Here is a 21,777-nt window from a genome sequence, read left to right on the forward strand (position 1 = left end):
TGTTCCAATCCACGGGGCAGAGTCCAGCCTTGGATCTTGGGATCGGCCCGCCCCCGCAGGGCCATCCCCAGATATGATCAGAGAATGTGGACGATCAGCGCGAAGCTCATGAAGAAGAGCGAAAGCGCGGTCAGCGAAGCGAGTTCCTTCAGGATCAGCATGTCGTTCCCCTTTCGTTCTGGTGTTCCTTTTTTGTTCCATTTCGTTGTGGGGCGCAAGGGGCAGAGATCGGGATGGTGAAAGATTTCCTAAAATCGAACGGGACGCGCCGAAGCGCCCGCACCGCTTCGCGGCCGGGTCGATAGGGAGGCGGATGCCGCCTCGCCTCGGTTCGGAGATGGGCGACGGGACGCCGGAGGCGAACCTCCGTTGGTTGTTGTTGGTGTGGTCCGCCTCCAGCGTCCCGCGCGGTGTTGTCCAGTTCCGGACCGGCGTGCGAAGCCGGCCCATGCGCCTTCGATGGGGGTTACGGAGGGCGCCTCGGCCCGATCGGTCCAACCGCTCTCACCGGTGGACGGGGGCTTTCTCCAGCGCCGAGTTTTCCAAGGAGCCACCTCGTTTTGGGCAGCCAACCCCCTATGCCAGGAACCGTCCGGGCCACGCTTCCTCCGGCAGGAAACGCATCGCGGACACCGCTCGCCAGCCCCTCCGAACGATCCCGGTGATCATTCGCGCCCATCCAGAATGGGCCGGCGATGGAGGAAGGTTAGTGTACGCCCCGCGGTATGGGGACATTCGGCTGAAAGATCGGCTGCGGATCTTGGAGCAAGGCACGCGCACGGCCGAGGGGCGTCAGCCGTCGAGTTGCGCCTCGATCGCCGGCTTGTCGACGACGGACCAGACGGTCGCGATCCTTCCGTCGCGAAACTCGTAGATGACGTTCTCGGCGAAGCCGACAGTGCGGCCGTCGATCCGCAGACCGAGGAACTCACTCTTCGGCGAACAGCGAAATCAGAGACGGGCGGCGATGCGCGGCGGCTCGCAAACGAGGAGGTCGATTTGAAAGCCGAGGTCGGGGATGGCGGCGAAGTCATCCTCGAGCATCCGGCGGTAACCCGACAGGCCGAACGCACGCCCGTTGTGCTCGACGTTTTCGGCGACGTATCGCCCGAGGTTCGCCCAGTCCTGCCGGTTGAGGCACGCGATGCAGGCACGGTAGACGTCGGGCAGCGACATCTCGGACAATGGTGTGACCTTTCCTCGCCGATGACAGCTCACTTCACGCCGAGACGTCGGTCCATGCCCATCCCCCGCGTCATGCCGCCCTACCCCAGGACGTGATCCACGATCTTTCCGCCCTTCAGCGTCACCGCGCGATCCATGCGCCTGGCGAGGTCGTGGTTGTGGGTGGCGATGAGGGCAGCGACGCCGGACTGGCGGACGAGCGCCGTCATCGCCTCGAAGACGTAGGACGAGGTCGTCGGGTCGAGATTACCGGTGGGTTCGTCGGCCAGCAGCACATAGGGGTTGTTGGCGACCGCGCGGGCGATGGCGACGCGCTGTTGCTCGCCGCCGGAGAGCTCCGCCGGACGATGCGAGACGCGCTGGCCGAGCCGCATGTACTCGAGCAGCATCTTCGCCCGGTCGGCGGCCACCTTGTGCGACAAGCCGCGGATCATCTGCGGCAGCATCACGTTCTCCAGCGCCGAGAACTCCGGCAGGAGATGGTGGAACTGGTAGACGAAGCCGATCGAGGAACGGCGCATATCGGTGCGACCGGCGTCGTCGAGGCCCGCGCAGGACGTGCCGTTGACGAAGACGTCGCCGCCGTCCGGTTTCTCCAGGAGCCCGGCGATGTGAAGGAGCGTCGACTTGCCGGCGCCGGACGGCGCGACGAGCGCGACCATCTCGCCGGCGGCGATCTCCATGTCGGCGTGGTCGAGAATCGTGAGGCGGGATTCGCCCTGCAGGTAGTGGCGCTCGACTTGCGCGAGGCGAAGGGAGGACGTGATGCTCATTCGTAGCGCAGCGCCTCGACCGGATCGAGCTTAGAGGCCTGCCAGGACGGAAGGATCGTGGCGAGGAACGACAGGCCGATGGCCATGGCGACCACGGTCGCGACCTCGCTCGGGTCGATCTCGGCCGGCAGCCGGGAGAGGAAGTAGAATTCCGGATTGAACAGCGTGGTGCCGGACACCCACGAGAAGAACTGCCGGAGGTTCTCGATGTTGAGGCAGAACAGCGTGCCCAACACGAAGCCTGCCAGCGTTCCCGCGATGCCGATCGAGGCGCCTGTGATCAGGAAGACGCGCATGATCGAGCCACGCGTCGCGCCCATCGTGCGCATGATCGCGATGTCGCGGCCCTTGTCCTTCACCAGCATGAAGAGACCGGAGATGATGTTGAGCGCGGCAACGAGCACGATCAGCGTGAGGATGATGAACATGACGTTCCGCTCGACCTCGAGCGCCGAGAAGAAGCTCTCGTTCATGCGCTGCCAGGTGACCGTGTAGTTCGGGCGTCCGGCGGCCTGCTCGATCGGCCCCTGGAGCGAGACGACCTGATCGGGGTTGTCGAGAAAGATCTCGATCGACTGCGCCTTGTCCTCCGAGTTGAAGAAGAGCTGCGCTTCCGTCAGCGGCATGTAGACATAGGACGCGTCGTATTCGGACAGGCCGATCTCGAAGATGGCGACCACGGGATAGGCCTTGACGCGCGGTGTCACCCCGAGCGGCGTGACGTCGCCTTCGGGCGAGACGAGGGTGATGGAATCGCCGAGCCCCAGCCCAAGCGACTGGGCCAGCCGAGACCCGATGGCGACGCCCTGGCTCGTGTCGAAATGCTCGATCGAGCCGAGCTGGATGTTGCTGGAAACCGGCGTCAGCTTCTGCAGGTCGGCTCCGCGCACGCCCTTCACCAGCGCGCCGGTGGAGGTCGAGCCGGCGCCCGTGGCCAGCACCTGCCCCTGAACCAGCGGCATCGTGTAGGCGACGCCGGCGACACCCGCGACGCGTTTGGCGACCTCGTCGTAGTCGGTCAGCGGCGTGTCGATCGGCTGCATGATCACATGGCCGTTGACGCCGAGGATCCGCGTGAGAAGTTCGCCGCGAAAGCCGTTCATCACCGACATGACGATGATCAGGGCGGCGACGCCCAGCATGATGCCGATGAAGGAGAACCCGGCGATTACCGAGACGCCCGCATCACGGCGGCGCGAACGCAGGTAGCGGCCGGCGATCATCCACTCGAAGCGCGAGAACGGACGGGTTCCGCCCACTGCCGCATCCGCGCCGTGGACCGCAGCTTCCAGGGTCTCGGCCTTCGTCACGCGGACAGTCGCGCCAGAACGTCACCGACGGGCAGCGTCTGGCGCTCGCCGGTGGCCCGGTCCTTGATCTCGACTTCGCCGGCCTTGGCGCCGCGCGGGCCGACGATCACCTGGATCGGCAGGCCGATCAGGTCCATCGTCGCGAATTTCGCGCCGGCGCGCGTGTCCTCGTCGTCGTAGAGGACGTCGTGGCCGGCGGCTTCGAGTTCGGCGTAGAGACGTTCGCACACGGCGTCGCAGTCGGCGTCGCCTGGCTTCATGTTGACGAGGCCGACGTCGAAGGGCGCGACGCCCTTCGGCCAGATGATGCCGTTCTCGTCATGACTCGCCTCGATGATCGCAGCAATCAGGCGGCTCGGTCCGATGCCGTAGGAGCCCATCTGCACCGGGACGTCCTTGCCGTCGGGGCCCGTGACGGTCGCTCCCATGGGCTCGGAATACTTGGTGCCGAAGTGGAAGATGTGGCCGACCTCGATGCCGCGCGCGGCGAGGCGATCGCCCTCGGACACCTCGTTCCAGGCGGCCTCGTCGTGCATCTCCTCCGTCGCCGCATAAGGGGTGGTCCATTTCTGGACGGTGGACGCCAGGGCACCGGCATCCGAGAAGTCGACCTCCTCGCCAGGCACCGCCATTTCCAGATAGTCCTTGTGGCAGAAGACTTCCGACTCGCCCGTCGAGGCGAGGATGATGAATTCGTGGCTGAGTTCGCCGCCGATCGGGCCGGTGTCGGCACGCATCGGAATCGCCTTCAGCCCCATGCGCGCGAAGGTGCGCAGGTAGGCCACAAACATGCGGTCGTAGGCGGTCTTGGACGATTCGTAGTCGATGTCGAAGGAATAGGCGTCCTTCATCAGGAACTCGCGCGAGCGCATCACGCCGAAGCGCGGGCGCACCTCGTCGCGGAACTTCCACTGGATGTGGTAGAGGTTCAGCGGCAGGTCCTTGTAGGACCGCACGTAGGACCGGAAGATATCGGTGACCATCTCCTCGTTGGTCGGACCGAACAGGAGATCGCGTTCGTGGCGATCCTGGATCCGCAGCATCTCCTTGCCGTAGTCGTCGTAGCGCCCGCTCTCGCGCCAGAGATCGGCCGACTGGATGGTCGGCATCAGGAGCTCGATCGCGCCGGACCGGTTCTGCTCCTCGCGGATGATCTTCGTCACCTTGTCGAGGACGCGCTTGCCGAGCGGCAGGAACGAATAGAGCCCCGCGGCCTGCTGGCGGATCATCCCCGCGCGCAGCATCAGGCGATGCGACACGATCTCGGCTTCCTTGGGCGTCTCTTTGAGGATCGGAAGGAAGTAACGTGACAGGCGCATGGGAACTCTGGGGTTCGCGTTCGGACAATGGGACGGGACGTCGTGTTGCTCTTAACCACTCGTTCAGGGCTTGGGAAGCGAACCCCTCGCCTCGCCGCTCACGCCGCAGGCCTCATGCAAGGCGAAGCTAAAAAACGATGCTGCCAAAAAAGCGGGCAGTCTGACGAAAAAATGTCACAGAAGTGACGATTCGAGTCGACAAGCGCCCTTGCACGGGCCTAGATACAAACCGCTAAGACAAGCGCCCCAACGGCGTGAACCGCTTGGTCCAGTCATGGGAGGACGTGGTTTTCGGCGCGCTCATCGCGCAGCCCCGGTCTAGAAATCGGAGCAAAACCCGGACCAGGTAACTAAAAATGCGAAGCGCGAGCTTCGCATTTTTTTTGTGCATCGTTCGGCGTCACGTGCCGGGAACGATGTGGGGGAACGAGTTCGGGCCGATGCCCCAGACTTCCGTCACCACATAGAAGAGCGCGAAGACAGCGGTCGCGAGCAACGTGTTGTAGAAGGCGACTCGCGCCAGGCTGAAACGAGCCGGCGCGCTATGCGCCGAGCCGAGGACGATCTCGCCCTCGTCCACCTGCGAGCGCATGCGGATCGGCAGCACGACGAAGAGAACCGTCCACCAGATCACGAAGTAGATCGCGACGGCTGTCAGGATGCCCATGCGTTTCCTCCTGTCCTGCCCTGCCGGCCTAGCGTCCGGGCCATCTCGCCCGAACGCTTAGGACGACCATGCGGCCGCAGCGAGGCGGCTTGATCAACCGCGCGTGACGAACACCGTCACGGCCGGCTTCTTGCCCCAGACATCGTAGGCCTCGCCACGCACCGCGCGGCGGACCGCTTCGCGCACGAGTTCGAGATCCTTGCGGCGTCCGCGCGGAATGCTCTCGACAGCGCCTGCAGCCGCTTCCATCAGGACGTCAACGAACTCCTCGCCCTCCTCGTCCTTTTCCGGAAGTCCCATCGCCACGACCTCGGGGTCGATGTCGAGCTCGAGCTTCTCGTCGAGTTCCACGAGCACCGAGACGTGGCCGGCGAACGACAGGCGACGACGCTCACCAATCCCCATCTGGTCGGCGGTGCCGACGAGATGCCCGTCCTTGTAGATGCGGCCAACCGGCACCTCGTCGATCACGGTCGCCGCGCCCGGCGCCAGACGCAGCAGCTTGCCGTTGCGAATGGTGACGACCTCCGGCACGCCAAGTTCGCGCGCGAGCTGGGCGTGCGCCATGAGGTGCGCCGCCTCGCCATGCGCGGGAACCGCGACCTTCGGACGGATCCATTCGTACATCTGGCGCAGCTCGCTACGCCGCGGATGGCCGGACACATGAACCAGCTGGTCATGATCCTCGATCACGCGGACGCCCCGCTCGATCAGCGCGTTCTTGATGTCGAGGATCGCCTTCTCGTTGCCCGGAATGCTGCGCGACGAGAAGATGACCGTATCGCCCTTCGAAAGCGCCACGGTGGGATGGTCGTCGCGGGCGAGCTTGGCCAACGCGGCGCGGGGTTCGCCCTGGCTGCCGGTCAGCACGATCACAGCCTTGTCGCTCGGCAGATAGCCGAAGTCCTGCTCGCTGACGAAGGGCGGAATGCCTTCCAGGTATCCGAGTTCCTCCGCGACATCGGCCACCCGCTTCATCGAACGGCCGAGGAGCAGCACCTGGCGCTCGGCCTCCGCCGCCGCCGTGGCGATCGAGCGCACGCGGCCGACGTTGGACGAGAACGTCGCGATCGCGACCCGTCCCTTGGACTCCCGAATGATCTGCGTCAGCGACTGCGTCACATCCTGCTCGCTCGGCGACACACCCTCACGCATGGCGTTGGTGGAATCGCACACGAGGGCGAGCACACCCTCGTCGCCGATCTCCCGCAGGCGCTTCTCGTCCGTCGGATCGCCGAGCGCCGGCGTCGCGTCAATCTTCCAGTCGCCCGTATGGAGTACGGTTCCGGCCGGGGTGCGGATCGCCAGGGCCACCGGCTCCGGGATCGAGTGCGTGACGTTGATCGCCTCGATCGAGAACGGCCCGATGTCGAAGCGATCGCCCGCGTTGAAGATCTGGACCGGAACCTTGGGCGCCCCGGGCTCGCCCTCACGCTTGGCATGCAGCAGGGCTGCGGTGAAGGGCGTGGCGTAGACCGGCGCCTTAAGGCGCGGCCAGAGCGTCAGCACCGCGCCGTAATGGTCCTCGTGGGCGTGCGTGATGATGATCGCCTTCAGGCGGTCGAGGCGCGCTTCGATGAAGGACAGGTCGGGCATCACGAGATCGATGCCGGGAAACTCCGGCCCGGCGAAGGACACGCCACAATCGATCGCGATCCACTCCCGCTGGCCGGGAGGGCCATAGCCATAGAGGCCAAAATTCATACCGATTTCGCCGATGCCGCCCAGCGGCACGAAAACTAGTTCGTTCAAAGTCGTCGTTCTTTCATTTTGGCATGCGGAAGCATGCGGTCTTCTCGTCATTCACAGCCGGGGATCACCCGGAATTCGGTTGTGCGCGAGCCGTGCTCAAGCGCCGGGTGAGGCTCGCAGGAAGAACAGGTCGCCAGCGGAGAAATGGCGCCGACCGTTCGGTCCCAGATCCAGAACGAGCCGTCCCCCCGCATCGAGGTCGGCGAAGACGCCTTCCACGGCGGTGCCGTCCGGCAGGTTAACGCGGCAGGTTTCGCCGCGTCCCACGGAATGCCGGAGCCAGGCGGCGCGGACCTCGTCAAACTGGCGACCCGCGTCCCACAATTCCAGTGCCGCCTCGACACCCGCGGCGACTTTGTCGAACACGGCGTCGAGCGTACCCGTGTAGCCGCTGGAACGCAGGCTCGTCACGGCGTAGGGCGTTTGTGTCGCACCGCTCTCCACGTTGACCCCGCAGCCGATCGCCACCGCACGGCGACCGTCCAGGCCTCGTTCGCTCTCGAGGAGGATGCCGACCGTCTTCGCGCCGGCGATCAGGATGTCGTTCGGCCACTTGATACGCACGAGGTCGGGATCGAGCCCCGGCAGTTCCGCCAGACCGTTGCGCACGCCGAGCGCGACCACCAGCGGCAGATCCACGACGTGCTGATCGGAGGATGGGTCGATCAGAAGCAGCGTCGCGTAGAGATTGCCGCGTTCCGACAACCAGGAGCGACCACGACGGCCACGGCCCGCCGTCTGGCGAGCCGCAGTGATCCAGAGCCGACCGGGGTCGCCGGCCCGGGCGGCTTCCAGCGCAACGGCGTTGGTGGAGCCGACCTCATCGAGCGCCAGATGCCGACGTGCGCCTTGGGGACGTCGCATCACTCTCCGGTCAGAAGAAGGTGTGGGCGGCTGCAGCTGCGGCGGCGAAAAGCGGACCGGCCAGCACGATATAGGCCGGGAAGATGAACAGCGTCGCGGCACCTGCCACGAGCTTCAGCTCCGTGCTCATCGGCTCGAAGCCTGCCAACGGCTCGTCGAACCACATGACCTTCACGATGCGAAGGTAGTAGAACAGGCCGATCGTCGAGGCGATCACACCGATCACCGCCAGCGGCACGAGACCGGCGCCGACCGCCGCGATGAAGACGTAGTACTTGCCCCAGAAGCCGAGCAACGGCGGCAGACCGGCAAGCGACAGCATCAGCACCGTCATGGCGAGCGCCATCAGCGGATTGGTCCGCGACAGGCCGGCGAGTTCGTAGACGTCCTCCACCATACCGTCACGACGGCGCATCGCGAGGATCAAAGCGAAGGTGCCGAGGGTCATGGTGATGTAGGTCGCCATGTAGATCAGGACGCCCTGGACGCCGGCTTCCGTTCCCGCGGCGAGACCGACCAGGACGTAGCCCATGTGGCCGATCGACGAGTAGGCCATCAGGCGCTTGATGTTTCGCTGGCCGATCGCGGCAAAGGAACCGAACAGCATCGAGGCGATCGACAGGAAGACGACGACCTGCTGCCAGTCCGGCGTCATCGGGCCGAAACTCTGGACAGTGAAGCGCGTGAGCAGCGCGACCGCGGCGACCTTCGGCGCGCCGGCGAGGAGCGCAGTGACCGGCGTCGGAGCCCCTTCGTAGACGTCCGGCGTCCACATGTGGAACGGCACCGCGGAAATCTTGAACGCGAGGCCGGCCAGCACGAACACGAGCCCGACGATCAGGCCGAGCGAGCGCGCTCCGTCCACCGCCACCGCTTCGGCGATCGCGCGGAACTCGATCTGACCGGTGAAGCCGTAGACGAGCGAGGCGCCGTAGAGGAGCATGCCCGAGGACAGGGCGCCGAGCACGAAGTACTTCAGGCCCGCCTCGGTGGACTTCACATGGTCGCGATGGATCGCGGCGATGACGTAGATCGCGAGCGACTGGAGCTCGAGGCCCATATAGAGCGCGATCAGGTCGCCCGCAGAGACCATGACCAGCATGCCGGTCGTGCAGAGCACGATCAGCACGGGAAGCTCGAAACTGGCGAAGCGCTCGCGCTGGGCGTAGCCCGTGGACATCAGCACCGCCGCAGCAGCCCCGATGAGCACCAGCGCCTTCATGAAGCGGGCGAACGGGTCGAGGATGATCGATCCGCCGAACGCCACGCCGAGCGGGGTTGCGAAGAGCAACCAGACGAGGGCGAACAGCAGCGTTCCGACCGTCAGGGACGTGACGAGACCCGCGCTCTTCTCGCCGAGGAAGGTTCCGATCATCAGGAGACCCATGGCGCCGATCGAGAGGATCAGCTCCGGTCCGACGATGGGAAGGCTTTGCGCCACGAATTGCGAAAACATCGGTTCGCCCTGCCCGTTCTCTAGTTCTGGATCGAAGCGACGCTGGACGCCGCCTCGATGGCCGCCGTGTAGCTCGACAGGAGCTGTTCCACGGACGCCGTCGTCACATTGAAGACCGGCATCGGATAGACGCCGAAGAAGACCGTCAGCACCGCCAGCGGATAGAGCAGCGTCTTTTCGCGCGGCGTCAGATCCAGGATCGACTTGAGGTTCTCCTTGACCAGCGCGCCGAGGATCACGCGCCGATAAAGCCACAGTGCATAGGCGGCGGAGAGGATGACCCCGGTCGCGGCGAAGATGGCGACCCAGGAATTGACCCGGAAGACACCCATCAGCGTCATGAACTCACCGACGAAGCCCGACGTGCCGGGAAGGCCGACATTGCCCATCGTGAACAGCAGCATCATCGCGGCATAGGCGGGCATGCGGTTCACGAGGCCGCCATAGGCCGCGATATCGCGCGTGTGCATCCGGTCGTAGACGACGCCGACGCACAGGAACAGCGCGCCCGAGATGAGGCCGTGGCTGAGCATCTGGAAGATCGCGCCCTGCACGCCCTGCTCGTTAGCCGCGAAGATGCCCATGGTCACGAAGCCCATGTGGGCGACCGACGAATAGGCGATCAGCTTCTTGATGTCCTCCTGCATCAGCGCCACCAGCGAAGTGTAGATGATCGCGACGACGGAGAGCACGAAGACAAAGGGCGCAAAGTCCGCCGAAGCCAGCGGGAACATCGGCAGCGAGAAGCGCAGGAAGCCGTAGCCGCCGAGCTTCAGGAGGATGCCCGCCAGGATCACCGAGCCCGCCGTCGGCGCCTCGACGTGCGCGTCCGGCAGCCAGGTGTGGACCGGCCACATCGGCATCTTCACAGCGAACGAGGCAAAGAACGCGATCCAGAGCCAGGTCTGCATCTGCGCCGGGAACTGGTAGGCGAGAAGCTCGGGGATCGAGGTCGTGCCGGCGGTCCAGTACATCGCCATGATGGCGACGAGCATCAGGACGGAGCCGAGGAACGTGTAGAGAAAGAACTTGTAGGACGCGTAGACACGCCGCTTGCCACCCCAGACGCCGATGATCAGGAACATCGGAATCAGAGAGCCCTCGAAGAAGAGGTAGAAGAGCACGATGTCGAGCGCGCAGAAGACGCCGACCACCAGCGTTTCCAGCACCAGGAACGCGATCATGTACTCCTTCACCCGAACCGTGATGGCATCGCGGCTGGCGAGGATGCAGATCGGCATCAGGAAGGTGGTCAGGATCACGAACAGCATCGAGATGCCGTCGACGCCCATGCGGTAGGCGATGCCGCCCGTCAGCCACTCCGCCTCCTCCACGAACTGGAAGCCGGCGACGGACTTGTCGAAGCCGATCCAGATGAAGAGCGAGAGGACGAAGGTGAAGATCGAGACGAGGAGCGCGACGTTGCGGATGTTACGGCGCGCGAGTTCGGAATCGTCGCGTGTGAACAGGATGATCAGCACGCCGACGAGCGGTGCGAAAGTGATGGTCGATAGGATCGGCCAGCCGGACATCAGCGGATGCTCCCGAACATCATGAACGTGACGAGCGCGGCGACGCCGATCAGCATGACGAAGGCATAGTGGTAGAGGTAGCCGGTCTGCAGGCGCACGACCCAGCCGGTGACATCGAGCGCACGCGCCGAGATGCCGTCGGGACCGAGGCGGTCGATGACCGCGACGTCGCCCTTCTTCCAGAGGAAGCGGCCGAGCCACTTGGCCGAGCGCACGAACAGAACGTCGTAGAGTTCGTCGAAGTACCACTTGTTCAAGAGGAACTGGTAGAGCCCGGGGTTGCGCGCGGCCATCTGCGCCGGGCGCTGCGGCTGCCGGACGTAGAAGATGTAGGCGATGACGAAGCCGAGGATCATGGCGATCGTCGGCGAGTAGACGACGAGCGCCGGGACCTCGTGGGCCTCGTGCAGGATGTGGTTCTCCGGCCCGGCGAAGAGCGCCGTGTGCCAGAAGGTCTCGTAGCTGTCGCCGAGGAAGAACGGATAGAACACGATACCCGCGAGCAACGCACCCGCCGACAGGATGAAGAGCGGCGTCGTCATCACGGGCGGAGACTCGTGCACGTGGTGCATGACCTCGTGGCTCGCGCGCGGCTTGCCATGGAAGGTCAGGAAGACGAGGCGCCAAGAGTAGAAGCTCGTGAGCGCGGCCGCGATCACCGTCATGATGTAGCCGTACATCGCGAAGGCGTTCTCGCCCGCGAAGGCGCTCTCGATGATCGCGTCCTTGGAATAGTAGCCGGCGGTGAACGGGAACCCGGTCAGGGCCAGCGTGCCGATCATCATGGTCCAGTAGGTAATCGGGATGTGCTTCCGGAGACCACCCATGTTGCGCATGTCCTGCTCGCCATCGACGGCATGGATGACCGAGCCGGCGCCGAGGAACAGGAGCGCCTTGAAGAAGGCGTGCGTGAAGAGGTGGAAGATCGCGGCGCCGTAGGCACCGACGCCGAGCGCCACGAACATGTATCCGAGCTGCGAGCAGGTCGAATAGGCGATGACCCGCTTGATGTCGTTCTGAACGAGGCCGATCGTGGCCGCGAAGAACGCCGTCGTTGCGCCGATGAAGGTGACGAAGGTCAGTGCCGAATGGCTGAGTTCGAACAACGGCGACAGGCGGGCCAGCATGAAGACGCCGGCGGTGACCATCGTCGCCGCATGGATCAGCGCCGACACCGGGGTCGGGCCTTCCATCGCGTCCGGCAGCCAAGTGTGGAGACCGATCTGCGCCGACTTGCCCATGGCGCCCATGAAGAGCAGCAGGCAGATGGCGGTCATCGCGCCCCCGGCCGACAGCGAGTAGCCCGCGAAATTCAGGATCGGTGCGGCCGCCGTCGCGGCCGCCTCCCCGCCTTCCGGATAGATCGTGCCGACCATCTGCGCGGCGCCGGCGAAGATCGTGTCGAGGTTGGCCGAGCCGAACACGACGAACAGGCCGAAGATGCCGAGAAGGAAGCCGAAATCTCCGACGCGGTTGACCACGAAGGCCTTCATCGCCGCGGCGTTCGCCGAGGGCTTCTGGTACCAGAAGCCGATCAGGAGATAGGACGCGAGGCCGACGCCCTCCCAGCCGAAGAACATCTGCACCAGGTTGTCGGCCGTCACCAGCGTCAGCATCGCGAAGGTGAAGAGCGACAGGTAGGCGAAGAAGCGCGGGCGCGAGTCGTCGTGGTGCATGTACCCGATCGAGTACACGTGGACGAGCGCCGAGACGGTGTTGACGACGACCAGCATGACGAGGGTCAGGCGGTCGATGCGCAGCTGCCAGGAGATGTCGAGGTTTCCGGCCTGCATCCACTGCAGGACCGGAATGTGGAGCGTCTCGCCGCCGAAGGACAGGAATCCGATCCACGACAGGAGCGCCGCCGCGATCAGAAGACCGCTGGTGACGTATTCGGACGCCTTGGCGCCGATCTGGTTGCCGAAGAGACCGGCAACAACGAAGCCGACCAGCGGCAGTAGGACGATCAGAGTGTACATCGCCGCGCGCTCAGCCCTTCATCGTGTTGACGTCATCGACGGCGATGGAGCCGCGATTCCGGAAGAAGACGACCAGGATCGCCAGACCGATGGCGGCCTCCGCGGCCGCCACGGTGAGGATGAACAGCGCGAAGACCTGTCCCGCCAGATCGTTCAGGAAGGCCGAGAACGCGACGAGGTTCAGGTTCACCGACAAGAGGATCAGCTCGACCGACATGAGGATCGTGATGATGTTCTTGCGGTTCATGAAGATGCCGAAGACCCCCGTAACGAAAAGGATCGCGGCGACCGTGAGGTAGTGTCCGAGGCCGACAGCCATGGTTCGTATTTCCTATCTGCCTCAGATGCCCTTGCCGCTCTCGACCTTGCGGATCTCGATCGCGGTGGCCGGGTTGCGGGCGACCTGGGTCGGTATCGACTGTCGCTTGAGGCCCGGCTTGTGGCGAAGCGTGAGGACGATCGCGCCGATCATGGCGACGAAGAGCACAAGGCCCGCCATCTGGAAGAAGAACACGTAGCGCGTGTAGATCACCTGACCGAGCGCTTCGATGTTGGACAGCTGTCCGAGCGGCGGCGTCGGCAGGACGGTCTGCGCGCTCAGCTGCGGATCGTAGTAGTTGCCGGTGACGGCGATGATCAGCTGCGCGAGGAGGATCAGTCCAATCACCGCGCCGATCGGAGCATACTGCAGGGCGCCCTGCTTGATCCGCCCAAAGTCGAGATCGAGCATCATGACCACGAACAGGAACAGGATCGCCACGGCGCCGACGTAGACCACGATCAGGATCAGCGCGAGGAATTCGGCGCCGGTCAGCAGGAACAGCCCGGCCGCCGCGACGAAGGTGAGGATGAGGAACAAGACCGAGTGAACGGGATTGCGGGAGAGCACCACCATCATCGCCGAGCCGACGGAAATGATGGCGAAGACGTAGAAGAAGAAGGCTTGCAGCCCCAACATGTCGGGCTCCCCCTGAAATCGCGGTAGCATCAAGCAGCGGACGAAGGGTGGAGCCCTTCGCCGCCGGCAGATTCGGTTCGGAGCGTGACGACGGACCCCGCCGTCACGATGTGCGGATTAGCGGTACGGTGCGTCGAGCGCAATGTTGCGAGCGATTTCTCGCTCCCAACGGTCGCCGTTCGCCAACAGCTTTTCCTTGTCGTAGTAGAGTTCCTCGCGCGTCTCCGTCGAGAACTCGAAGTTCGGGCCTTCGACGATCGCGTCGACCGGGCAGGCTTCCTGACAGAAGCCGCAGTAGATGCATTTCACCATGTCGATGTCGTAGCGCACCGTGCGGCGCGTGCCGTCGTTGCGGCGCGGGCCGGCCTCGATCGTGATCGCCTGCGCCGGGCAGATCGCCTCGCAGAGCTTGCAAGCGATGCACCGCTCCTCGCCGTTCGGATAGCGGCGCAGCGCATGTTCGCCGCGGAAGCGCGGGGACACGGGTCCCTTCTCGAACGGGTAGTTCACGGTCGATTTCGGCGCGAAGAAGTAGCGCATCGAGAGGCGAAACGCCTTCAGGAACTCGACCAGGAACAGCGATTTGACGGACTGCGTCAGAGCACTCATCGAAGGATCCGATCTCCGCTAACGGAGGGTTCGGGCGGCGCGGCGGCCGCCCTCGTTATGTTGACACGGCCTACCAGGCAGCGAGCGCATTGTGAGCGGCCTGGACGTTGGGGGCATCGCCCCAACCCGTCAGCTGCAGCACGAGCGCCACCAGCACCACCATGCCGAGCGACAGCGGCAGGAACACCTTCCAGCCCAGGCGCATCAGCTGATCGTAGCGGTAGCGCGGCACGAAGGCCTTCACCATCGCGAACATGAAGAAGCAGAGAGCGACCTTGGCCAGGAACCAGATGACGCCTGGCACCCAAGTGAAGGGCGCGAACCCGAACGGCGGAAGCCAGCCCCCCATGAACAGGATCGTCATCAGCGAGCACATCAGGGTGATGGCCGCGTACTCGCCGAGCATGAACATCATGTACGGGGTGGAGCCGTACTCGACCATGAAGCCGGCCACGAGTTCGGACTCCGCTTCCGGAAGATCGAACGGCGGGCGGTTGGTCTCCGCGAGCGCGGAGATGAAGAAGATCACGAACATCGGGAACAGCGACAGCCAGTGCCAGTCGAGGAAGCTTGACGGCAGACCGACCATGGTGCCGACACCGGTGTTCTGCGAAAGCACGATATCGGTGAGATTCAGCGACCCGGCGCAGAGCAGCACAGTGACGATCACGAAGCCGATCGAGACCTCGTAGGACACCATCTGCGCGGCGGAACGGAGCGCACCGAGGAAGGCGTATTTCGAGTTCGACGCCCAGCCGCCCATGATGACGCCGTACACCTCCAGCGACGAGATCGCGAAGATGTAGAGGATGCCGATGTTGATGTCGGCGATCACCCAGCCGTTGGCCACCGGCACCACCGCGAAGGTGGCGAGCGCCAGCGTCACCGCGACGAGCGGCGCGAGAAGGAAGACGACCTTGTCGGACGAGGCCGGAATGACCGGCTCCTTCAGCACGAACTTCAGAAGGTCGGCGAAGGACTGGAACAGGCCGAACGGCCCGACGACGTTGGGGCCGCGGCGCATCTGCACGGCTGCCCAGATCTTGCGGTCGGCCAGAAGGATGTAGGCGATCAGGACCAGCAGGACCACCAGGAACAGGAGGCTCTGCCCGATGATCACGAGCGCTGGCCAGATATAGGCGGAGAACAGCTCCATGGGTTCGTACCGTCCTTACTCGGCCGCTTCGAGATGCTCGGCGTGTGCGAGGCGCGAGCACTCTGCCATGACCTTGGAGGCCCGGGCGATGGGGTTGGTCAGATAGAAGTCGCCGATGCCGGAGCGGAACGCAGCGCCGGACGGGGTGCCCGCACGGTCAGCGAGATGCGTGATCGCCGCGGCATCCGAAGTCTGGAGAGCGTCGCCCGCAAAGATCGGATGCGCCCCCACGAGGTCGCGCCGCAGGGTGCCGAGCGAATCGAAGGGAAGCGCCTGCCCGAGCACGGCGGAAAGCGCACGGAAGATCGCCCATTCCTCACGCGCGTCGCCCGGCGGGAAGCCGGCGCGCGATCCGGTCTGGACCCGGCCTTCGGTGTTGACCCAGGTTCCCGACTTCTCGGTGTAGGCAGCGCCCGGCAGGATCACGTCGGCGCGATGCGCGCCCTTGTCGCCGTGCGTGCCGACATAGACCACGAAGGCGCCCGGCGCGATCTCGATCTCGTCCGCGCCGAGGTTGAAGAGGACGTCGACGCCCCCGGCCGCCATTTCGGCCGCCGTCTTCGCGCCCTCGCCTGGCACGAAGCCGATGTCGAGGCCGCCGACGCGGCTCGCCGCGGTGTGGAGGACGTTGAAACCGTTCCATCCTTCGGTGACGGCGCCGATCTCGCGCGCCAGTGCAGCGACGCTCGCCAGAACGTCCGCGCCGTTCTCGCCCGAGATGGCGCCCTGCCCGACGATGATCATCGGCTTGGCGGCATTCTTCAGCGCGTCGAAGAATTCGCCGTTGGCGTTCTCGATGTCCGACAGCGTCTGCGGACCGGCCCCGAGGTAGCTGACAGCATAGCGAAGGTCGACCTTCTCGCCGATGAAGCCGACGGGGAAGTCACCCCGACGCCAGCGCTTGCGGATGCGCGCGTTGAGGACGGGCGCCTCGAAACGCGGGTTGGCGCCGATGATGAGAAGCGCATCGGCCTCTTCGATGCCGACGATCGTCGTGTTGAAGAGATACGAGGCGCGACCATCGGCAGGGTCGAGCCTAGCGCCGTCCTGGCGGCAGTCGAGGTTCGTCGAACCGAGGTTGCCCATGAGGCGCTTCAGCGCCCACATGTCCTCGACCGCGGCGAGATCGCCGGCGATGGCGCCGATGCGGTCGGCGCCGACGCCGGACGTCTTCTGGCGGATCGCCTCGAACGCTTCCGGCCAGGAAACCGGCTGCAGACGGCCGTCACGGCGCACGTAGGGACGGTCGAGACGCTGCGTGCGCAGGCCGTCCCAGACGAAGCGGGTCTTGTCCGAGATCCACTCCTCGTTGACGAGGTCGTTGACGCGCGGGAGGATGCGCATCACTTCGCGGCCGCGCGTGTCGACGCGGATGGCCGAGCCGACCGCATCCATCACGTCGACGGATTCGGTCTTCGACAGTTCCCACGGACGGGCCTGGAAGGCGTAGGGGCGCGAGGTCAGGGCGCCGACCGGGCAGAGGTCGATCACGTTGCCCTGGAGCTCCGACGTCATCGCCTGCTCGAGATAGGTGGTGATCTCCGCATCCTCGCCACGACCGACGAGACCGAGTTCAGAGATGCCGGCGACTTCGGTGGTAAAGCGGACGCAGCGCGTGCAGTGAATGCAGCGCGTCATGATCGTCTTGACGAGCGGGCCGATATACTTGTCCTCGACGGCGCGCTTGTTCTCCTTGTAGCGAGAACTATCCACGCCGAAGGCCATCGCCTGGTCCTGCAGGTCGCACTCGCCGCCCTGATCGCAGATCGGGCAATCCAGCGGGTGGTTGATGAGCAGGAATTCCATGACCCCCTCGCGGGCCTTCTTCACCATCGGCGTGTTGGTGAAGATCTCGGGCGCCTCTCCGTTCGGGCCGGGACGCAGGTCGCGCACCCCCATGGCGCACGACGCCGCAGGCTTGGGCGGGCCGCCCTTCACCTCGATCAGGCACATGCGGCAGTTGCCGGCGACCGACAGGCGCTCGTGGAAACAGAAGCGCGGAATTTCGGCACCCCCCTCCTCCGCCGCCTGCAGCAGCGTGTAGTGGTCGGGAACCTCGATCTCGTTGCCGTCGACTTTGATCTTTGCCATTGGCTTCTCTCAGTGCCCGGTCGGGCGCAGCGAGCCTTCCAGCGCCTCACTGCGGCGCTTCAGGGCTTCGAGTTCGGCCGCGATGGCCGTATTGCGGAGGTTGGCGAGGATCGGGCGGCCGAATCCGGTGGCCGTCGTTTCCTGCCAGTCGTCGAATTTTATGTTGAGCGTGGAAGGCGCAGCTGCGTGCCCGTCCTGCGTCCCGCGGATGTCGCGAGGCATAGAAAGGATCAAGCTGGTTCCGTCCTCGCTCACGGGCGTTATTCCGCCGCCTGCAGGACCGGCTTGCGATCCATGTCGGCATTGCGGGAGAACTCGTCGATGCGGCGCTCGATCTCGGGGCGGAAGTGACGCACGAGACCCTGGATCGGCCAGGCGGCGGCGTCGCCGAGCGCACAGATCGTGTGGCCTTCGACCTGCTTCGTCACGTCGAGCAGCATGTCGATCTCGCGCTTCTGCGCGTTGCCGACCACCATGCGCTCCATGACGCGCCACATCCAGCCGGTGCCCTCGCGGCACGGCGTGCACTGGCCGCAGCTCTCGTGCTTGTAGAAGTAGGCGAGCCGAGCGATCGCGCGGACGATGTCCGTGGACTTGTCCATGACGATCACGGCCGCCGTACCGAACGAGGACTTCACCTCGCGCATGCCGTCGAAGTCCATCGGCGCGTCGAGGATCTGCTCGCCGGGCACCAGCGGACAGGACGAACCGCCGGGGATCACCGCCAGAAGGTTCTCGTAGCCGCCGCGGACGCCGCCGCAATGGCGGTCGATCAGCTCGCGGAACGGGATGCCCATCGACTCTTCGACCGTGCACGGCTGATTGACGTGACCCGAGATCGAAAAGAGCTTGGTGCCGGTGTTGTTCGGCCGTCCGATGCCGGCGAACCAACCACCGCCGCGCCGCAGAATGGTCGGGGCGACAGCGATCGACTCGACGTTGTTGACGGTCGTCGGGCAGCCGTAGAGGCCCATGTTCGCCGGGAAGGGCGGCTTGAGGCGCGGTTGCCCCTTCTTGCCCTCGAGGCTTTCCAAAAGGGCGGTCTCTTCGCCGCAAATGTAGGCGCCCGCGCCGTGATGGACGAAGATGTCCATATCCCAGCCGCACTTGTTGTCGCGGCCGAGAAGCCCTGCCTCATAGCATTCATCGATGGCGAGCTGGAGCGCCTCGCGCTCGCGGACATACTCGCCGCGGACGTAGATATAGGCGGTGTGCGCCCCCATCGCGAAAGCCGCGATCACGCAGCCTTCGACCAGCGTGAACGGGTCGTTGCGCATGATCTCCCGGTCCTTGCAGGTACCGGGTTCCGACTCGTCGGCGTTGACCACGAGGTAATGGGGACGTTCGCCGATTTCCTTCGGCATGAACGACCATTTGAGGCCAGTGGGGAAGCCCGCACCACCGCGTCCGCGCAGGCCGCTAGCCTTCATCTCGTTGATGATCCAGTCGCGACCCTTGCCGATGATGTCGGCCGTGCCGTCGAAATGGCCGCGTTTCATCGCGCCTTTCAGGCTCTTGTCCCGAAGGCCGTAGATGTTGGTGAAGATCCGGTCCTTGTCCTGAAGCATGTTCCGATCCTCGCCTATTCCGACGCCTTGGGCTTCGTGCCCCGACGCCCCTTGGCCGGCTCGCCCTTGCCCACATCAGGGCCAGGGGTGACGTCGTCCGTGTCCGTCCGCTGGCCTTCCAGCGTGCCGGTCGCGGTTTGATCCTTGCCCGACAGGTCCTCGGTGCCGGATGCCGGGGACAGACGACCCTGATCGTCCACCCGCTTGTGCGCCTGCACCACCGCGTCCTCGGCCGCCGCGCCCTTGGCTTTGAGCGGACCGTCGGTGCGGGCTTGGCCGCCCGTGGTCTCGGCCTTCTTCTGCTCGGCGGCTGCATCCGTCGACGCCGCGTCGGTCGGGCCCTGGCGCGTACCACCGGTGCTGCCGGCCGTACGGCCTTCGGTCAGGTCGACGCTGGTGGCCTCTTCGGAGGCCGGATGGGTCTTCGGTGCCCCCTCGGGTCCCTTGATGGTCGGGTCCGTTTCAGCGGCATGCGTATCGACGCGCCCCGCCTGCGACGGCGCGACGCCCGCGCCACCGGAACTCGCGGCTGATGTCCCGCCGGTCTGCGGCGCCTTGCGGGCCTCGTCCGGACCCGCGTCGTCCTCGTCGTCGAACGTGTTCAGCGTCGTCAGTCCGCCGGTCGGCACCGACAGGTGCCTGTCGATCTGCGGCCCTTTCTTCACGGCCGCACCCTCGCCGCGATCGAACGCGTCGATGATCTCGCCGAGGCGCTCGCCCGTCAGATCCTCGTAGGTGTCCTTGAAGATCATGACCATCGGCGCGTTGACGCAGGCGCCGAGGCACTCGACCTCTTCCCACGACAGCGTCCCGCTCTCGTTGAGATGGAACGGATGTTCGTGGATCTTCTCGCGGCAGACGCGCTTCAGGTCGTCCGACCCGCGCAGCATGCAGGGCGTCGTGCCGCACACCTGAATGTGGGCGCGCGTACCGACCGGAGCGAGCTGGAACTGCGTATAGAAGGTCGCGACCTCGAGGACGCGGATCATCGGCATGCGAAGGCGCTGCGCCACATGCTCGATCGCCGCCTTCGTCACCCATCCATCCTGCTCCTGCGCACGCATGAGAAGGGGGATCACGGCGGACTGCTGGCGTCCTTCGGGATATTTGCGGATCGTCGCCTCGACCCACTCGGCATTCTGTGCCGAGAAGGCAAAACCTTGAGGCTGAACGGCATCTTCCGCAAGACGTCTGACGGACATCGGACCTCGACTTCAGAACGGTTCCAACACACCCGTGTTGCGGCGCGTTCTAGCACATTAAGCATGAAAGACCAGCGCCCGACCCCTTGCCGGACACCGTGTGGTCTCGATTTTTGCGCGCGTCGAAACCGCGCGCGGCGACGGACGCGGATGGCCGCTCGCGGTTAGCGATCGACCTCGCCGAACACGATGTCGCAGGACCCGAGGATCGCCGAGACGTCGGCCAGCATGTGGTTGCGGCACAGGAAATCCATCGCCTGCAGATGGGCGAACCCCGGGGCGCGGATCTTGCAGCGATACGGCTTGTTCGTGCCGTCCGCCACGAGGTAGACGCCGAACTCGCCCTTCGGCGCCTCGACGGCCGCGTAGATCTCGCCTTCGGGCACGTGGAAGCCCTCGGTGTAGAGCTTGAAGTGGTGAATCAGGGCTTCCATCGACCGGCGCATGTCGCTGCGCTTCGGCGGCACGACCTTGCCTTCGGTGGAAGCGAACGGCCCTGCCCTGTCTCGTCCCGCAAGACGCTCGACGCACTGCTTCATGATGGCGACGGACTGGCGCATCTCTTCCATCCGGATGAGATAGCGGTCGTAGCAGTCGCCGTTCTTGCCGATCGGAATGTCGAATTCCATCTCGTCGTAGCACTCGTAAGGCTGCGACTTGCGCAGATCCCACGCCGCGCCCGATCCGCGAACCATGACGCCGGAGAAGCCCCAGGCCCATGCGTCTTCCAGACTGACGACGCCGATGTCGACGTTGCGCTGCTTGAAGATGCGGTTGCCGGTGAGGAGTTCGTCGATGTCGGCGAGGCGCGGCAGGAATTCGTCGCACCAGACGCCGATGTCGTCGACGAGCTGCGGCGCGAGATCCTGATGGACGCCACCGGGGCGGAAGTAGGCGGCATGGAGGCGAGCGCCGGATGCGCGCTCGTAGAAGACCATGAGCTTCTCGCGCTCCTCGAAGCCCCAGAGCGGCGGGGTAAGCGCGCCGACGTCCATCGCCTGCGTGGTCACGTTGAGAAGGTGAGAGAGGATGCGGCCGATCTCGCTGTAGAGGACACGGATCAGCTGGCCCCGGATCGGCACCTCGACGCCGGCGAGCCGCTCCACCGCGAGGCAGAAGGCATGTTCCTGGTTCATCGGCGCGACGTAGTCGAGCCGATCGAAATAGGGCATCGCCTGAAGGTAGGTCTTCTGCTCGATCAGCTTCTCGGTGCCGCGGTGCAGCAGGCCAATGTGCGGGTCGACACGCTCGACGTTCTCGCCGTCGAGTTCGAGCACCAGTCGCAACACGCCGTGCGCGGCCGGGTGCTGCGGGCCGAAATTGATGTTGAAGTTGCGGACGTCGATCTCGGCCACG

General features: G+C 65.1%; 19 protein-coding genes and 1 pseudogene. All 20 read right to left on the reverse strand.

Going from position 1 to position 21,777, the window contains the following annotated elements; genetic code table 11:
* Positions 1-77: 77 nt before the first annotated feature.
* Positions 78-218, reverse strand: coding sequence for a hypothetical protein (locus AUL34_RS22360; RefSeq protein ID WP_156420958.1), 141 nt, complete (start codon positions 216-218; stop codon positions 78-80).
* 574 nt (positions 219-792) lie between these two features.
* Positions 793-1,176, reverse strand: a pseudogene (locus AUL34_RS15810) (ester cyclase).
* A gap of 89 nt (positions 1,177-1,265) precedes the next feature.
* On the reverse strand, positions 1,266-1,958 hold the full coding sequence (locus AUL34_RS15815) for an ABC transporter ATP-binding protein (RefSeq protein WP_061935625.1): 693 nt from the start codon (positions 1,956-1,958) through the stop codon (positions 1,266-1,268).
* A complete protein-coding gene (locus tag AUL34_RS15820; RefSeq protein WP_156420962.1) occupies positions 1,955-3,181 on the reverse strand; it encodes a lipoprotein-releasing ABC transporter permease subunit in 1,227 nt (408 codons plus the stop codon). The genes AUL34_RS15815 and AUL34_RS15820 overlap by 4 nt, the downstream gene beginning before the upstream one ends.
* Positions 3,182-3,264: 83 nt before the next feature.
* On the reverse strand, positions 3,265-4,587 hold the full coding sequence (gene proS / locus AUL34_RS15825; RefSeq protein WP_061935628.1) for a proline--tRNA ligase: 1,323 nt from the start codon (positions 4,585-4,587) through the stop codon (positions 3,265-3,267).
* A 400-nt stretch (positions 4,588-4,987) separates the two neighbouring features.
* Entirely contained in the window at positions 4,988-5,254 is a 267-nt protein-coding gene (locus AUL34_RS15830; RefSeq protein ID WP_061935631.1) for a DUF1467 family protein, read from the reverse strand.
* A 93-nt stretch (positions 5,255-5,347) separates the two neighbouring features.
* Positions 5,348-7,057, reverse strand: coding sequence for a ribonuclease J (locus AUL34_RS15835; protein WP_061935634.1), 1,710 nt, complete (start codon positions 7,055-7,057; stop codon positions 5,348-5,350).
* Positions 7,058-7,102: 45 nt separating this feature from the next.
* Positions 7,103-7,870, reverse strand: coding sequence for a biotin--[acetyl-CoA-carboxylase] ligase (locus AUL34_RS15840; RefSeq protein WP_061935638.1), 768 nt, complete (start codon positions 7,868-7,870; stop codon positions 7,103-7,105).
* Between the two features lie 10 nt (positions 7,871-7,880).
* Complete coding sequence (gene nuoN, locus AUL34_RS15845; RefSeq protein ID WP_061935641.1) at positions 7,881-9,326, reverse strand: NADH-quinone oxidoreductase subunit NuoN; 1,446 nt, start codon at positions 9,324-9,326, stop codon at positions 7,881-7,883.
* 20 nt (positions 9,327-9,346) lie between these two features.
* On the reverse strand, positions 9,347-10,858 hold the full coding sequence (locus AUL34_RS15850; protein ID WP_061935644.1) for an NADH-quinone oxidoreductase subunit M: 1,512 nt from the start codon (positions 10,856-10,858) through the stop codon (positions 9,347-9,349).
* Positions 10,858-12,837, reverse strand: coding sequence for an NADH-quinone oxidoreductase subunit L (gene nuoL, locus AUL34_RS15855; RefSeq protein ID WP_061935647.1), 1,980 nt, complete (start codon positions 12,835-12,837; stop codon positions 10,858-10,860). The genes AUL34_RS15850 and nuoL overlap by 1 nt, the downstream gene beginning before the upstream one ends.
* Before the next feature lie 10 nt (positions 12,838-12,847).
* A complete protein-coding gene (gene nuoK / locus AUL34_RS15860) occupies positions 12,848-13,156 on the reverse strand; it encodes an NADH-quinone oxidoreductase subunit NuoK (protein ID WP_055884692.1) in 309 nt (102 codons plus the stop codon).
* Between the two features lie 21 nt (positions 13,157-13,177).
* Positions 13,178-13,795 (reverse strand): NADH-quinone oxidoreductase subunit J, encoded by a 618-nt coding sequence (locus AUL34_RS15865; protein ID WP_061935650.1) that lies wholly within the window; start codon positions 13,793-13,795, stop codon positions 13,178-13,180.
* A 117-nt stretch (positions 13,796-13,912) separates the two neighbouring features.
* The gene (gene nuoI, locus AUL34_RS15870; RefSeq protein ID WP_061935653.1) at positions 13,913-14,404 is read right to left on the reverse strand and encodes an NADH-quinone oxidoreductase subunit NuoI; all 492 of its coding nucleotides are present in this window, start codon (positions 14,402-14,404) and stop codon (positions 13,913-13,915) included.
* A 70-nt stretch (positions 14,405-14,474) separates the two neighbouring features.
* Positions 14,475-15,560 (reverse strand): NADH-quinone oxidoreductase subunit NuoH, encoded by a 1,086-nt coding sequence (nuoH, locus tag AUL34_RS15875; RefSeq protein ID WP_061935656.1) that lies wholly within the window; start codon positions 15,558-15,560, stop codon positions 14,475-14,477.
* A 15-nt stretch (positions 15,561-15,575) separates the two neighbouring features.
* Positions 15,576-17,651: an NADH-quinone oxidoreductase subunit NuoG gene (gene nuoG / locus AUL34_RS15880; protein WP_061935659.1), complete on the reverse strand. Its 2,076-nt coding sequence runs from the start codon at positions 17,649-17,651 to the stop codon at positions 15,576-15,578.
* Positions 17,652-17,660: 9 nt separating this feature from the next.
* Entirely contained in the window at positions 17,661-17,885 is a 225-nt protein-coding gene (locus tag AUL34_RS15885) for a hypothetical protein (protein WP_192845773.1), read from the reverse strand.
* Between the two features lie 26 nt (positions 17,886-17,911).
* Entirely contained in the window at positions 17,912-19,219 is a 1,308-nt protein-coding gene (nuoF, locus tag AUL34_RS15890) for an NADH-quinone oxidoreductase subunit NuoF (RefSeq protein ID WP_061935665.1), read from the reverse strand.
* A gap of 14 nt (positions 19,220-19,233) precedes the next feature.
* Positions 19,234-20,421 (reverse strand): NADH-quinone oxidoreductase subunit NuoE, encoded by a 1,188-nt coding sequence (gene nuoE, locus AUL34_RS21970; RefSeq protein ID WP_082653430.1) that lies wholly within the window; start codon positions 20,419-20,421, stop codon positions 19,234-19,236.
* Between the two features lie 164 nt (positions 20,422-20,585).
* On the reverse strand, positions 20,586-21,776 hold the full coding sequence (locus AUL34_RS15900) for an NADH-quinone oxidoreductase subunit D (RefSeq protein WP_061935668.1): 1,191 nt from the start codon (positions 21,774-21,776) through the stop codon (positions 20,586-20,588).
* Position 21,777: the final 1 nt, after the last annotated feature.

Origin of the sequence: Aureimonas sp. AU22 (assembly GCF_001463745.1) — a bacterium.
Classification (GTDB): Bacteria; Pseudomonadota; Alphaproteobacteria; order Rhizobiales; family Rhizobiaceae; genus Aureimonas.

Bases quoted from the DNA above. Each gene is read 5' to 3' on its own strand.
- nuoH (WP_061935656.1), bottom strand. From the start codon at position 15,560: ATGGAGCTGTTCTCCGCCTATATCTGGCCAGCGCTCGTGATCATCGGG.
- nuoF (WP_061935665.1), bottom strand. From the start codon at position 19,219: ATGCTTCAGGACAAGGACCGGATCTTCACCAACATCTACGGCCTTCGG.
- AUL34_RS15835 (WP_061935634.1), bottom strand. From the start codon at position 7,057: ATGACGAGAAGACCGCATGCTTCCGCATGCCAAAATGAAAGAACGACG.
- nuoN (WP_061935641.1), bottom strand. From the start codon at position 9,326: ATGTTTTCGCAATTCGTGGCGCAAAGCCTTCCCATCGTCGGACCGGAG.
- nuoL (WP_061935647.1), bottom strand. From the start codon at position 12,837: ATGTACACTCTGATCGTCCTACTGCCGCTGGTCGGCTTCGTTGTTGCC.
- AUL34_RS15815 (WP_061935625.1), bottom strand. From the start codon at position 1,958: ATGAGCATCACGTCCTCCCTTCGCCTCGCGCAAGTCGAGCGCCACTAC.
- nuoG (WP_061935659.1), bottom strand. From the start codon at position 17,651: ATGGCAAAGATCAAAGTCGACGGCAACGAGATCGAGGTTCCCGACCAC.
- AUL34_RS15830 (WP_061935631.1), bottom strand. From the start codon at position 5,254: ATGGGCATCCTGACAGCCGTCGCGATCTACTTCGTGATCTGGTGGACG.
- nuoI (WP_061935653.1), bottom strand. From the start codon at position 14,404: ATGAGTGCTCTGACGCAGTCCGTCAAATCGCTGTTCCTGGTCGAGTTC.
- proS (WP_061935628.1), bottom strand. From the start codon at position 4,587: ATGCGCCTGTCACGTTACTTCCTTCCGATCCTCAAAGAGACGCCCAAG.
- AUL34_RS15865 (WP_061935650.1), bottom strand. From the start codon at position 13,795: ATGTTGGGGCTGCAAGCCTTCTTCTTCTACGTCTTCGCCATCATTTCC.
- nuoK (WP_055884692.1), bottom strand. From the start codon at position 13,156: ATGGCTGTCGGCCTCGGACACTACCTCACGGTCGCCGCGATCCTTTTC.
- nuoE (WP_082653430.1), bottom strand. From the start codon at position 20,421: ATGTCCGTCAGACGTCTTGCGGAAGATGCCGTTCAGCCTCAAGGTTTT.
- AUL34_RS15820 (WP_156420962.1), bottom strand. From the start codon at position 3,181: ATGATCGCCGGCCGCTACCTGCGTTCGCGCCGCCGTGATGCGGGCGTC.
- AUL34_RS15850 (WP_061935644.1), bottom strand. From the start codon at position 10,858: ATGTCCGGCTGGCCGATCCTATCGACCATCACTTTCGCACCGCTCGTC.
- AUL34_RS15840 (WP_061935638.1), bottom strand. From the start codon at position 7,870: ATGCGACGTCCCCAAGGCGCACGTCGGCATCTGGCGCTCGATGAGGTC.